Below are 12636 nucleotides of genomic sequence, written 5' to 3' on the forward strand. Positions count from 1 at the left end.
GTCGGTTCAAGGCTCGGCTCCGGAAGGAAGGGCGGCGCGCGGCCGGACCCGCGCGGCGCCGAAGTGACAGGAAAAGATGCTGCCGCGCCCGACTTCGCTGGAGATCCCCAGCCGGGCATCATGCAGGTTCAGCACGTGCTTGACGATGGCCAGGCCCAGGCCGGTGCCGCCGGACTCGCGCGAGCGGCTGGTGGACACGCGGTAGAAGCGCTCGCTCAGCCGCGGAATATGCGGGGCCGGGATGCCCTGGCCCGTGTCCTCCACCGCGAGCGCCGCGCCGTCGCCTTCGCGCGCGAAGCGGATCGTGACGGTGCCGCCGGTGGGCGTGTAGCGCACCGCGTTACTGACCAGGTTGGAGAACGCGCTGTGCAGCTCGCGCGCCGAACCGACGAGGTCCAGGGCCGCCAGGTCCTCGACCACGATCCGGTGCCGGCCCTGGCTCAGGGCCTCGGCCTCGCGCCGCAGCGCCGCCAGCATCGGGGCCACTGCCACCGCGTCGTCCTCCACTCCCTCCTGGGCTTCCAGCCGCGACAGGGTCAGCAGGTCCTCCACCAGCCGGGTCATGCGCTGCGACTGGCGCTGCATCTCGCGCAGCATCGGCGCCCATTCCGGCTGCTCGTCGGGATCGAGCATGTCGAGGTAGCCGTGGACCACCGTCAGCGGCGTGCGCAGCTCGTGCGAGACGTTGGCGACGAAGTCGCGGCGCACCTGTTCCAGCCGCATGAGCTTGGTGACATCGCGCGCCACCACCAGCCACAGGTCCTCGGAGTACGGGATCAGGCGCAGGTTCAGGCGCACGTCCGGCGCGACCGGGGACGGCACGTCGGGCAGCGGTTCGGCATTGCGGCCGGCGGCGAGCCAGTGCGCGATGCGCAGGCCCTGCAGTCGCTCGCCCAGCGGCGCCTCCACGTCGCGCGGGTATTCCAGGCCGAGCAGGGTGGTGGCGGCGGCGTTGAACCACTGCACCCGCTGGCTGTTGCGCTCGATCACGACCACCGCGTCGGGCAGGGCCGCGGCGACCGCGCGGTAGGCGTGCAGCATCGCCACGAGCCGGCGGTTGCGTGCGCGCATGCCATCCTGGTTGCGGCGCAGCAGGCGCTCCAGCGCGTCCCAGGCGCCGGCGCCGGTCGGACGCGACGCGCGCTGGTGCGACTCCAGCCGCGCCAGGACGCCACGCAGCTTCCAGCAGTGCCAGCCGGCGAGGCACAGCGCGGCGACGGCCAGCGCCGGCCAGGGGTGCCCGCCGAGCAGGCCCGCCAGCATCGCGATCGCCAGCAACAGGGCCTGCCGGCCCAGCGTGTGGTTCCAGGCGGATCGGGTCGGGGCGGACATGTCTTTGGCGTGGCCGGTGGCGGAGCGTCGGGTCATGGGCGTTTCCCCGATCTTAGCCCCGGGTGCCGCGCCTGGCCCCGGGCCCACGCGCCGCGCGCGCTCAGGGCGCGGCCGAGAAGCGGTAGCCCGCGCCGCGCACGGTCTGCACCATGCCCTCGCAGCCGGACGGCTCGAGCGTCCTGCGCAGGCGGCGGATGTGCACGTCGACGGTGCGCTCCTCCACGTACACGCTGCCGCCCCAGACGTGGTCGAGCAGCTGCGCGCGGGTGTACACGCGTTCCGGGTGGGTCATGAAGAAGTGCAGCAGCCGGTACTCGGTCGGACCGATCGGAACCGGTTCGCCATGGGCGAACACGCGATGCGCCGCGCCGTCGATGCGCAGGGCGCCCACGCTGACGTTGCCGTCCTCGTCCTCGCCGCGCGCGCGGCGCATCACCGCGCGGATGCGCGCGAGCAGCTCGCGCGCCGAGAACGGCTTGACCACGTAATCGTCGACGCCGGCCTCGAGCCCGCCGACGCGGTCGTCCTCCTCGCCGCGCGCGGTGAGCATGATGATCGGCACCTCGCGCGTGGGATCCTCGCGGCGCCAGCGGCGGGCCAGTTCCAGGCCGCTGGTGCCCGGCAGCATCCAGTCGAGCAGGATCAGGTCCGGCACCCGTTCGGCGATCGACGCCTGCGCCTCGCGCGCGTCGCCGGCATGCGCCGGCTCGAATTCGCCCTTGCGCAGGGCGAACGCCACCATCTCGCGGATCGCGGGCTCGTCGTCGACGATCAGGATGCGCTTCTGCAACTCAGGCTCCTGCCCAGTCACGGCCATAGCGGCCGGCGTCGGCATTGGACGACAGATTCATGACGGTATTGTGACAGCGGCTGGGGTCGTCCGGCCGCGGCGGCTCAGAAGCGCCGGTTGAGGTCCGGATCGCGCACGCCCTGGCGGCGCAGTTCCAGCACCACCGGCGTGATCTGGGCGATGCGCGCGTCGATCCTGGCGCGGGCGTAGTAGTCGAGGTCCTCGCGCTTCTTGAGCGTGTTGAGCTGGACCAGCGCCTGCTCCTCGCGGCCGCTGAGGAAGGCCGCCTCGGCCCAGGCCTCGCCGGCGCGCACCGGATCACCGGCGATCTCGTTGGCCCGGGCGAAGGTGCGCTGGAACGCGGGATCGCTGACGTTGCCGGCCATCAGCGGGCGCAGCACGTCGCGCGCCCGGCGCCCGGCCTCGGGAGTGTTGCGCGCCACCAGCACCTCGGCATACGACAGGGCCACGGCGGGATGCCGCGGCATGCGGTCGAGCAGGGCCTCGAAGCGGCGGTCGGCAGCCTCGTGGCGCCCGGCGTGGGCCTCGGCTTCGGCCAGTCCGATCGTGAGCCAGACGTCGCCCGGATGCTGCTCCAGGAGCGCCGCGAACGTGGCCACCGCCTGCTCGGCGCGGCCGGTGCGCAGCTGTGCGAAGGCCAGTCCGTAGCGCTGGGCGTCGTCGAGCGGACGCGCGGCAGCGAGCCGCTCGTACTCGCGCAGGGCCGCCTCGGGCGTGTTGGCGCTCAGCACCCGCAGGCGCTCGCGCGCCCAGCCGAACTCGTCGCGGCGGGCCGCGGCCAATCCACCGTCCAGGGACAGGCCCGGGGGCAGCAGCGGGTTGTCGCCCAGGCGCGGGCCCTCGGGCACCGTCGCCCCGCCGATCGGGATGCGCTGGGTGACGGTGGCGGTCGGGGTCGACACGGTGCCCTTGACGGCGCTCGCGCCCAGGCGCTCGGCGCGGTCCTTGGCCTCGCTGATGCGCACGGTCGTGACGGGATGGGTCTTGAGGTAGTCCGGCAGCCGTTCCCGCTCGCCGCCCTGGTTGGTGCGGGACACGGCGTGCATGCGTTCGAACATGCTGGCCATCGCGCCCGGGTCGTAGCCGCTGCGGGCGAGGGTGCGGATGCCGATGCGGTCGGCCTCGGACTCGTTGGAGCGGGTGTAGTTGATCTGGCGCTGCGCGGCCAGGCCCTGGGCGGTGGCGATGGCGGCCATCGAGGCGTCGTCCGCCGAGTTGCCGCCGGCCGATTGCGCGATCGCGATCGCGCCGAGCATCGCCAGCAGCAGCGGGATGCTGTCGCGCTGCGCCCGTTCCACGCTGCGCAGCACGTGCGCCTGGGTGACGTGGGCGACCTCGTGGCCGAGCACGGCGGCCACCTCGTCCTCGGTCTCGGCCGCCAGCACCAGGCCCGCGTTCATGCCGATGTAGCCGCCCAGCGTGGCGAAGGCGTTGATGCTGCGGTCCTTCATCATGAAGAAGGTGAAGGGCTGCTCGGGGTTGTCGCTGGCCGCGGCCAGGCGGTTGCCGGTGGACTGCAGCCAGCTCTCGACCAGCGGGTCCTCCAGCACGTAGCCGTAGTGGCGCAGCTGGGCCAGGAGCATGCGTCCGTACTCCGCCTGCTGCGCCGGACCCAGCACGGTGCCGGCCGAGGACCCGATGTCGGGCAGCCGGCTCTCCTGGGCGCGGGCGCCGGCGCCACCCGCCAGCACCAGCAGGGCGGTGGCAAGCAGGGTGCAGAGTCTGGCGAGGCAGGCGGGCATGGCGGTCCGGTGGCGTGGAAGTGGCGGGATCGCCCTGGGCAAGCATGCCGGGGCGTCCCGCGCGGGGAGTGAATCCGATGTTAATCGTTTGCAGCGTTCCATCGCCCGCGGTGGAAAAGCGCCGGCGGGGTACCCAACATTCGACCCATCCCCGCAAGCAAGGTTCCGACCGATGGATGCCCAAGAGCGCGCCCAGCCGCCGATCACCCTCTACACCAGCGCCATCTGCGGCTACTGCACGGCGGCCAAGGCCTTCCTGCGCAGCCGCGGACTGGAGTGGAACGAAGTCCGCATCGACCTCGACCCGTCCGAGCGCGAGCGCATGGTCGCGCGCACCGGCCGCACCACCGTGCCCCAGATCTTCGTCGGCGACGTGCACGTGGGCGGCTACGACGACATGATGGCCCTGCACCGCCAGGGCAGGTTCGATCCCCTGCTGGCCGGCTGAAGCGGCCCGGCGGGCCCGGTGGGGCCCGCCCCGCCGGGGCGTCCGGGCGGCCCGGCGCGCGGCGGGCCCGCTCCCGACCGACCTTGGTCGAGTTGGGGCCGGCCGGCGCTTTCGGGCATAATTTCATCTTCAACCAACTCCTGCGCCGCGCGCTCCCGCGCGGCGCGTTTGCATGGAAGTCCCCCACCCATGACCCAGACAATCACGGTCATCCGCGGCGACGGCATCGGCCCGGAGATCATGGACGCCACCCTGCACGTGCTCGACACGATGCAGCTCGGGCTGGCCTACGAGGAGGCCGACGCGGGCCTGGTCGCGCTCGAGAAGCACGACGAGCTGCTGCCCCAGGCGACCCTGGACTCGATCACCCGCAACCGGATCGCGCTCAAGAGCCCGCTGACCACGCCGGTGGGCGAGGGCTTCTCCTCGATCAACGTCGAGCTGCGCAAGCGCTTCGACCTGTACGCCAACGTGCGCCCGGCGAAGTCGTTCCCGAACACGAAGTCGCGCTTCCCCACCGGCGTCGACCTGGTCACGGTGCGCGAGAACACCGAGGGCGCGTACATCGGCGAAGGCCAGTCGATCACCGAGGACGGCGAGACCGCGACCCTGGTGCAGAAGATCACCCGCAAGGGCTCCGACCGGATCGTGCGCTATGCCTTCGACCTGGCCGTGCGCACCGGCCGCAGGAAGGTCACCGTGGTCCACAAGGCCAACATCCTCAAGACCACCTCGGGCCTGTTCCTCAAGGTGGCGCGCGAGGTCGCGGCCCAGTACCCGCAGATCGAGTGCAACGAGATGATCGTCGACAACACCTGCATGCAGCTGGTGATGCGGCCCGAGCAGTTCGACGTCATCGTGACCACCAACCTGTTCGGCGACATCATCTCCGACCTGTGCGCCGGCCTCGTCGGCGGCCTGGGCCTGGCCCCGGGCGCCAACATCGGCAAGGACGCGGCGATCTTCGAGGCCGTGCACGGCACCGCGCCGGACATCGCCGGGCAGGGCAAGGCCAACCCCTGCGCGCTGCTGCTGGGCGCCGCGCAGATGCTCGACCACCTCGGCAAGCCCGAGTACGCCACCCGCCTGCGCGACGCCATCGTCGCCACGCTCGAGGCGAAGGACAGCCTGACCCCGGACCTGGGCGGCAGCGGCAACACGATGTCGTTCGCCAAGGCGATCGCCAGCCGGATCTGATCCGGCGTCCGCCGTTGGCGCACTGGACGGGACGCTTCGGCGTCCCGTCTTCGTTCCGGCGCCGGACATGCGCCCACGGCCGGCGCGGTGATGCCGGTGCCGGCCGGGCCGGGCGATCGACGCGGCGGGCGGGTGCGCGCCGCATGACGGGCCTGCAGAAACGCCGCACAATCGCCCCCTTTCCCGGATCCCGCGCGATGACCCCCACACGCCCGAGCGCGCTGGCGCTGATCCCGCTGCTGCTGTTCCTGGCCATCTTCTTCGGTGCCGGCCTGTACTACACGGCCGCCGGCGAGGAGATGGGCTTCTACCAGCTGCGCGCGCCGGTGGCGATCCTGCCGGCGCTGGCACTCGCGGCGCTGGTCGCCTGGCGCCGGGGCGTGCGCCCGGGCGAGACCCTGCTCCAGGGCATGGGCGACCCGAACATCGTGCTGATGTGCCTGATCTTCCTGCTCGCGGGCGCGTTCGCGCAGGTGTCGAAGACGATCGGCGCGGTGGACGCGGCGGTCTCGCTGGGCCTGGCCATCCTGCACCCGTCGCTGCTCGTACCCGGGCTGTTCCTGATCGCCTGCGCCGTGTCGCTGGCGGTCGGCACGTCGATGGGGACCATCGCGGCGGTGATGCCGATCGCGGTCGGGGTCGCCGACGCCGCAGGGCTCGACCGGGTGCTGGTGGCCGGCGCGGTCGTGGGCGGGGCCATGTTCGGCGACAACCTCTCGGTGATCTCCGACACCACCATCGCCGCCACCCGGACCCAGGGCGCGCAGATGCGGGACAAGTTCCGCGAGAACCTGCGCATCGCCTTGCCCGCGGCGCTGGCCACCCTGGTCCTGCTTGCCTTGGCCGGCGAACCGGCCCCCGTGCAGGCGCCGGCCGCGGCCCCGGCGTGGCTGGCCCTGCCATACCTGGTGGTGCTGGCGCTCGCGGTGGCGGGGCTGGACGTGCTGCTGGTGCTCGGCATCGGCCTCGCGCTGTCCGGGGCCTTCGGCCTGCTCGCGCTGGAGGGCTACGGCCTGGAGCGATTCGCGGCGGACATCTGGACCGGATTCGAGGGCATGGTCGAGATCCTGCTGCTCGCGCTGCTGGTCGGCGGCCTGGCGGGGCTGACGAAGGCCAGCGGCGGGCTGGCCTGGCTGGCGCAGCTGATCGCGCGCATCGCGCGCGGCCACGTGGGCCGCCGCACCGGCGAGTTCAGCATCGCCGCGCTGGCGGCCGCGGCCGACACCTTCACCGCCAACAACACCGTCGCGATCCTGGTCGGCGGCGGCGTGGCGCGCGACATCGCCGCCCGCCACGGGATCAGCCCGCGCCGCGCAGCCAGCGTGCTCGACATCTTCGCCTGCGTGCCGCAGGGCCTGCTGCCCTACGGTGCGCAGCTGCTGCTGGCTTCGTCGCTGGCGGCGGTGTCGCCGATCGCGCTCGCGGGCGGGGTCTGGTACTGCTGGCTGCTGGCGCTCGTGGCGATCGGGTTCATGGCCTGGCCGCGCCGGCCAGGGGCGGATCCGGCGCCGGCGGCCACGCCGCCCTGAGCGCCGGGCGGGCACGAAAAAGGCGCCACCGGGGCGCCTTTTCCGCTTCGACCGCGGTGCGGCGTCAGTCGCGCGACTGCAGCTTGGCCAGCAGGCGCAGGAACTCGATGTACAGCCACACCAGGGTGACCATCAGCCCGAACGCCGCGTACCACTCCATGTACTTCGGCGCGCCATGCTCGACGCCGCTCTCGATGAAATCGAAGTCCAGCACCAGGTTCAGGGCCGCGATCACCACCACGAACAGGCTGAAGCCGATGCCGATCAGGCCGTTGTCGTGGATCATCGGGATGTCCTTGCCGAACATCCGCAGCACGATCGTCGCCAGGTACACCAGGGCGATGCCGCCGGTGGCCGCGACCACCCCGAGCTTGAAGTTCTCGGTGGCCTTGATCAGGCCGCTGCGATAGGCGAAGAGCAGGGCGAACAGGGTGCCGAAGGTCAGCATCACCGCCTGCATCACGATGCCTTCGTACAGGTGGTTGTACAGCGCCGAGATCGCGCCGAGGAAGAAGCCCTCGACCAGCGCGTACAGCGGACCGGTGACCGGCGACCATTCCTTCTTGAACGCGGTGACGATGGCCAGCACCAGGCCGCCGATCGCGCCGCCCCACACGTAGGCGGAGAAGCCCGGGGCCGGGGTGCCGTCCGGACCAAGCGCCTGGTTCCAGGCGAACGTCGCCGTGAGCACGGTCAGGAGCAGCAGGAAGCCGGTCTTGTTGACGGTCCCGTTCAGGGTCATCGCCCCGGCGTCGCGCGAGACGACCGCACCGCTGCCCAGGTCGAGGAACGTCGATTCTTTGAGGACGGGATTGCCGCTGCGCATGGATGTGCCTGTTCCTTGGAGTTGGAGCCCGTTCCAGCATACACGGGCCGCGGGGCGGTGGAACGGGCGCGTTGACAGCCTTCGGGGCGGTCCCGGACAATGCCCGGCTCGCCGGTCCACCGGGCCGGCGGATCGACCGCCTGTCACCGGCCGGGGTATAGCGCAGCCTGGTAGCGCGCCTGCTTTGGGAGCAGGATGTCGGGGGTTCGAATCCCTCTACCCCGACCATCGTCTCCTCCCGGGACGGCTATCATGCGCCCAGGCGCCCGTAGCTCAACCGGATAGAGCATCGGCCTTCTAAGCCGGTGGTTGCAGGTTCGAGTCCTGCCGGGCGCGCCAGTCGCAGGCGGGAGGCAGCGGCGCCCGGGCGCGGACTCGGGTATCCTGTGTGGTTCCAGTGGTGGCTGTAGCTCAGTTGGTTAGAGTCCTGGATTGTGATTCCAGATGTCGGGGGTTCGAGTCCCCTCAGCCACCCCATCCATCCGTGGCGGTTTCCTTCGGTCGATCGGGAAGGGCATTGCCGTGGGGCGGGCGTTCCGGATACACTGCGCGCCCGCGTTTTTCCGGGCCGTTAGCTCAGTTGGTAGAGCAGCTGACTCTTAATCAGTAGGTCCTAGGTTCGAATCCTAGACGGCCCACCAGTGTCGACCACCGCCCGGCCCAGCCGGGCGTTGTCGTTTCGGGGCACGCATTCGCAGCTGGCCCGCCAGGGCGGCCGGCGTGCCGCGCCGGCGCTAAGATGCACCGGCGCGAAAGTGGCGGAATTGGTAGACGCCCTGGATTTAGGTTCCAGTGCCGCAAGGCGTGGGGGTTCGAGTCCCCCCTTTCGCACCAGCCCGGCCCTGCGCGCGCCGTCGGGAGCGACAGACGGTCCCGCGCGCTGGCGAGGGCAGGAGGGGAAATCGCCGCGCCGACGCATACCGGCCCGGGCCGCGTCGCCGGCCATGGTGGTTCGCGAGGGTTCGCGAAGGCAGGAGTGTCGGCCGCCGCCATCCGCCACCCCGGCGCATGGGTCGAACGCCCCGGGCACTGGCGAGGCAGGCCGTCCGGCCGCCACCGGGGCGCCGGGTGCCGGCGGGCCGGGCCTGCGGCCCAAGGTCCACCCCGTGCCGCGCCCGGCAACGGTCCGGCCCCCGCATCCGCCCCACCACGCCACTGGCGGCCGCCCCTCGATTCCGCCAAAATATCGCGTTCCGCCGGCCCGAAGCCGGCCTGCCGAGGCAGGCCCTGGCGCGGGCCCCCTCCGGTCCAGGAATCCACAGAGAGAGTTGCGGCCATGGCCGCGATGCAGGAGTCGAATTCAATGCAAGTGTCCGTCGAATCCGTCGGCAATCTCGGGCGCCGCCTGACGCTGCGCGTGCCGACCGAGCGGCTCGAGACCCAGGTCGGCGGGCGCCTGCGCGAGATCGCGCGTACCGCCCGCATCAAGGGCTTCCGCCCGGGCAAGGTGCCGGCGAAGGTGATCGAGCAGCGCTTCGGCCAGCAGGTGCGCGCCGAGATCCTCGACGGGCTGCTGCGCGAGCGTTTCGACGAGGTGGTGCGCAGCAACGAGCTGCAGCTGGCCGGCCGGCCGACCATCGAACCGGTCGAGGACAAGGCCGAGGGTGAGCTCGCCTACGTGGCCACTTTCGAGGTGGTGCCGGACTTCGGCGACCTCGACATGTCCAAGCTGAGCGTGACCCGCCATACCGCCGAGGTCACCGAGGAAGACATCGACCGGATGATCGACAACCTGCGCCAGCAGCGCCGCAGCTGGAACGTGGTCACGCGCCCGGCGCAGGCCGGCGACGCGGTCGAGGTCGAGACCTGGACCCGGCTGGGCGACGAGCGCCTCCCCGCCGAGGGCGTCGAGCGCGGTACCACCGTGCTCGGGACCGGCAGCATGATCAAGGCCGTCGAGGACGCGCTGGTCGGCGTCGACACCGGCGCGGAGACCAGCGTCGAGGTCGAGTTCCCGGCCGACTGGCGCGTGGCCGCGCTCGCCGGCAAGACCGCGACCGTGCACCTGAAGGTGGTGCGCATCTCCGAGCCGCACCTGCCGGAGGTCGACGCCGCGTTCATCCGCAGCTTCGGCGTGCGCAGCGGTGAACTGGAGCAGTTCCGCGCCGACATCCGCACCAACCTCGAGCGCGAGCTCAAGGGCGCGCTGATGAACAAGCTGCGCCGCGAGGTCGGCGAGCAGCTGGTCGCCGCCTACGCCCACGTCGAGCTGCCGCCGCGCCTGGTGGAGAACGAGGCGCGCGCGCTGCTGGCGCAGCAGGTCGAGCAGGCCCGCCGCAGCGGCCGCGACCCCGGCCAGGTGCCGGCCGATGCCCACCTGAACTTCGTGGAGCCGGCGCGCAAGCGCGTCCTGGTCGGCCTGCTGGTCGGCGAGGTCGCCCGCCGCAACGAGCTCCGGCTGGATCCGGCGCGCCTGAACGAACACCTGCGCCTGATCGCGTCGACCTACGAGCAGCCCGAACAGGTCATTGAGTTGTATCGTAACGATCCCCAACTCATGTCCGGGCTGCAGACCCGGGTGATGGAGGAGCAGGTGATCGACTGGATCGCCGAGCGCGCCCAGCACACCGAGAAGCAGCTCACGTTCCAGGAAGCGATCACGCCGTAGGCCGGTCCGCCCGGCCGCGGCCGCCGCGCCAACCAGGGCCCGCCCGCCGGGCGCCGCCCCACGAACCGAGCGAGAACCGAATACATGAGCAGCTACGAGACCAAGGCCCTGAACCTCGTCCCGATGGTGGTCGAGCAGACCGCCCGCGGCGAGCGCGCCTACGACATCTATTCGCGGCTGCTCAAGGAACGGGTGATCTTCCTGGTCGGCGGCATCGACGACCACGTCGCCAACGTGATCGTGGCGCAGATGCTGTTCCTCGAGGCCGAGAACCCCGAGAAGGACATCAACCTCTACATCAACTCCCCGGGCGGCATCGTCACCGCCGGCATGGCGATCTACGACACCATGCAGTTCATCAAGCCGGACGTGAGCACCATCTGCGTCGGCCAGGCGGCCAGCATGGGCGCCCTGCTGCTGGCCGCGGGCGCGGCCGGGAAGCGCTACGCGCTGCCCAATTCGCGGGTGATGATCCACCAGCCGCTGGGCGGCTTCCAGGGCCAGGCGACGGACATCGACATCCACGCCCGCGAGATCCTGGCCATGAAGCAGCGCCTGAACGAGATCCTGGCCCGGCACACCGGCCAGTCGATCGAGACGATCGCGGCCGACACCGAGCGCGACAACTTCAAGAGCGCCCAGGCGGCGCGCGACTACGGGCTGGTGGACCAGGTGCTCGAGCGGCGCCCGGAAGAGACCATCCAGCCTGCCTAACTCATTGATTATGCGAATGAACAGGGTCCCGGAGCCGCTGCCGTTGCGGCGCCGGGCGCTGTGCTATTCTCGCCCCGTGACCGCACCAGCAAGACAGATCCGTTCATGACCGAAGACCGTCAGGGCCGCTCCGACAGCAGCAAGATCCTCTACTGCTCGTTCTGCGGGAAGAGCCAGCACGAGGTCCGCAAGCTGATCGCGGGCCCCAGCGTGTACATCTGCGACGAGTGCGTCGAGCTGTGCAACGACATCATCCGCGAGGAGCTCGAGGAGAAGGCCCAGTCGGCGCGCAGCTCGCTGCCCAAGCCCAAGGAGATCCTCGAGGTCCTGGACCAGTACGTGATCGGCCAGAACCGGGCCAAGCGCACCCTGGCCGTCGCGGTCTACAACCACTACAAGCGGATCGAGAGCCGGCAGAAGAACGACGAGGTCGAACTGGCCAAGTCGAACATCCTGCTGATCGGCCCGACCGGCTCGGGCAAGACCCTGCTGGCCGAGACCCTGGCGCGCCTGCTCAACGTGCCGTTCACGATCGCCGACGCCACCACGCTGACCGAAGCGGGCTACGTGGGCGAGGACGTCGAGAACATCATCCAGAAGCTCCTGCAGAAGTGCGACTACGACGTCGAGAAGGCGCAGCAGGGCATCGTCTACATCGACGAGATCGACAAGATCTCGCGCAAGAGCGAGAACCCGTCGATCACCCGCGACGTGTCCGGCGAGGGCGTGCAGCAGGCGCTGCTCAAGCTGATCGAGGGCACCACCGCCAGCGTCCCGCCGCAGGGCGGCCGCAAGCACCCGCAGCAGGAGTTCCTGCAGGTCGACACCAAGAACATCCTGTTCATCGTCGGCGGCGCGTTCGCCGGGCTGGACAAGATCATCCAGCAGCGCAGCACCGAGGCCGGCGGCATCGGCTTCAGCGCCAAGGTCAAGAGCGCCGAGCGCAAGGCGGACGTGGGCAAGGTGCTCGCGGACGTCGAGCCCGAGGACCTGATCAAGTTCGGCCTGATCCCCGAGTTCGTCGGCCGGCTTCCGGTGGTGGCCACCCTGGAGGAGCTGGACGAGGCGGCGCTGGTCAAGATCCTCACCGAGCCCAAGAACGCCATCACCAAGCAGTTCAGGAAGCTGTTCGAGATGGAGGGGGTGGAGCTGGAGTTCCGTCCCGACGCTCTGACCGCGATCGCGCGCAAGGCGATCAAGCGCAAGACCGGCGCGCGCGGCCTGCGCACCATCGTGGAGGCGGTCCTGCTCGACACCATGTACGAGCTGCCGTCGATGGAGAACGTCAGCAAGGTGGTCGTGGACGAGTCGGTGATCGAGCACAAGTCCGAGCCGTACCTGATCTACCAGACCCCGCCGGCCCAGGCCAAGGTCGCCTCGGCCGAATGAGCCTTCGGCGCCCCCGCGGGGCGCCGCTTCCCGTTGCCTG

10 protein-coding genes and 5 tRNA genes are annotated in these 12636 nt (G+C 70.9%); 11 read left to right on the forward strand and 4 right to left on the reverse strand.

The annotated features are described in order from the left end of the window. Nucleotides 1–6: 6 nt before the first annotated feature. From phoR to LUTJ29_RS0111640, 3 genes are all read right to left on the reverse strand, one after another. A complete protein-coding gene (gene phoR / locus LUTJ29_RS0111630; protein ID WP_027072665.1) occupies nucleotides 7–1332 on the reverse strand; it encodes a phosphate regulon sensor histidine kinase PhoR in 1326 nt (441 codons plus the stop codon). A gap of 100 nt (nucleotides 1333–1432) precedes the next feature. Further along, the gene (gene phoB, locus LUTJ29_RS0111635) at nucleotides 1433–2122 is read right to left on the reverse strand and encodes a phosphate regulon transcriptional regulator PhoB (RefSeq protein ID WP_027072666.1); all 690 of its coding nucleotides are present in this window, start codon (nucleotides 2120–2122) and stop codon (nucleotides 1433–1435) included. 104 nt (nucleotides 2123–2226) lie between these two features. Next, nucleotides 2227–3885, reverse strand: coding sequence for a M48 family metalloprotease (locus LUTJ29_RS0111640; protein WP_043741225.1), 1659 nt, complete (start codon nucleotides 3883–3885; stop codon nucleotides 2227–2229). Between the two features lie 172 nt (nucleotides 3886–4057). Between LUTJ29_RS0111640 and grxC the strand changes: the two genes are divergently transcribed. The 3 genes from grxC to LUTJ29_RS17280 all read left to right on the forward strand — a co-directional run bounded on the left by grxC (nucleotide 4058) and on the right by LUTJ29_RS17280 (nucleotide 7059). After that, entirely contained in the window at nucleotides 4058–4333 is a 276-nt protein-coding gene (gene grxC, locus LUTJ29_RS0111645) for a glutaredoxin 3 (RefSeq protein ID WP_027072668.1), read from the forward strand. Nucleotides 4334–4522: 189 nt separating this feature from the next. Further along, nucleotides 4523–5530: an isocitrate dehydrogenase gene (locus LUTJ29_RS0111650; RefSeq protein WP_027072669.1), complete on the forward strand. Its 1008-nt coding sequence runs from the start codon at nucleotides 4523–4525 to the stop codon at nucleotides 5528–5530. 197 nt (nucleotides 5531–5727) lie between these two features. Then, nucleotides 5728–7059, forward strand: a complete 1332-nt coding sequence (locus LUTJ29_RS17280; protein ID WP_043741228.1) for a Na+/H+ antiporter NhaC family protein — start codon at nucleotides 5728–5730, stop codon at nucleotides 7057–7059. 64 nt (nucleotides 7060–7123) lie between these two features. Here the strand turns inward: LUTJ29_RS17280 and LUTJ29_RS0111660 are convergent, their stop codons facing one another. Beyond that, a complete protein-coding gene (locus LUTJ29_RS0111660; protein ID WP_027072670.1) occupies nucleotides 7124–7885 on the reverse strand; it encodes a Bax inhibitor-1/YccA family protein in 762 nt (253 codons plus the stop codon). Nucleotides 7886–8036: 151 nt separating this feature from the next. On the opposite strand from LUTJ29_RS0111660, the gene LUTJ29_RS0111665 reads away from it, so the two are divergent. The 8 genes from LUTJ29_RS0111665 (at nucleotide 8037) to clpX (ending at nucleotide 12596) form a co-directional block, all read left to right on the forward strand. After that, nucleotides 8037–8113: transfer RNA gene (locus tag LUTJ29_RS0111665), tRNA-Pro, on the forward strand. Between the two features lie 34 nt (nucleotides 8114–8147). Beyond that, nucleotides 8148–8224 (forward strand) — tRNA-Arg (locus LUTJ29_RS0111670). 61 nt (nucleotides 8225–8285) lie between these two features. Then, a tRNA-His gene (locus LUTJ29_RS0111675) sits at nucleotides 8286–8362 on the forward strand. 88 nt (nucleotides 8363–8450) lie between these two features. After that, nucleotides 8451–8526, forward strand: a tRNA-Lys gene (locus LUTJ29_RS0111680). Between the two features lie 108 nt (nucleotides 8527–8634). Beyond that, a tRNA-Leu gene (locus LUTJ29_RS0111685) sits at nucleotides 8635–8719 on the forward strand. 469 nt (nucleotides 8720–9188) lie between these two features. Next, nucleotides 9189–10493: a trigger factor gene (gene tig, locus LUTJ29_RS0111690; RefSeq protein ID WP_027072671.1), complete on the forward strand. Its 1305-nt coding sequence runs from the start codon at nucleotides 9189–9191 to the stop codon at nucleotides 10491–10493. Nucleotides 10494–10577: 84 nt separating this feature from the next. Continuing rightward, nucleotides 10578–11207 (forward strand): ATP-dependent Clp endopeptidase proteolytic subunit ClpP, encoded by a 630-nt coding sequence (clpP, locus tag LUTJ29_RS0111695; RefSeq protein WP_043741231.1) that lies wholly within the window; start codon nucleotides 10578–10580, stop codon nucleotides 11205–11207. Between the two features lie 105 nt (nucleotides 11208–11312). After that, entirely contained in the window at nucleotides 11313–12596 is a 1284-nt protein-coding gene (gene clpX / locus LUTJ29_RS0111700) for an ATP-dependent Clp protease ATP-binding subunit ClpX (protein ID WP_027072673.1), read from the forward strand. Nucleotides 12597–12636 lie beyond the last annotated feature (40 nt).

The sequence above is a fragment of the Luteimonas sp. J29 genome (assembly GCF_000472505.1).
In the GTDB taxonomy this organism is placed as follows: domain Bacteria; phylum Pseudomonadota; class Gammaproteobacteria; order Xanthomonadales; family Xanthomonadaceae; genus Luteimonas.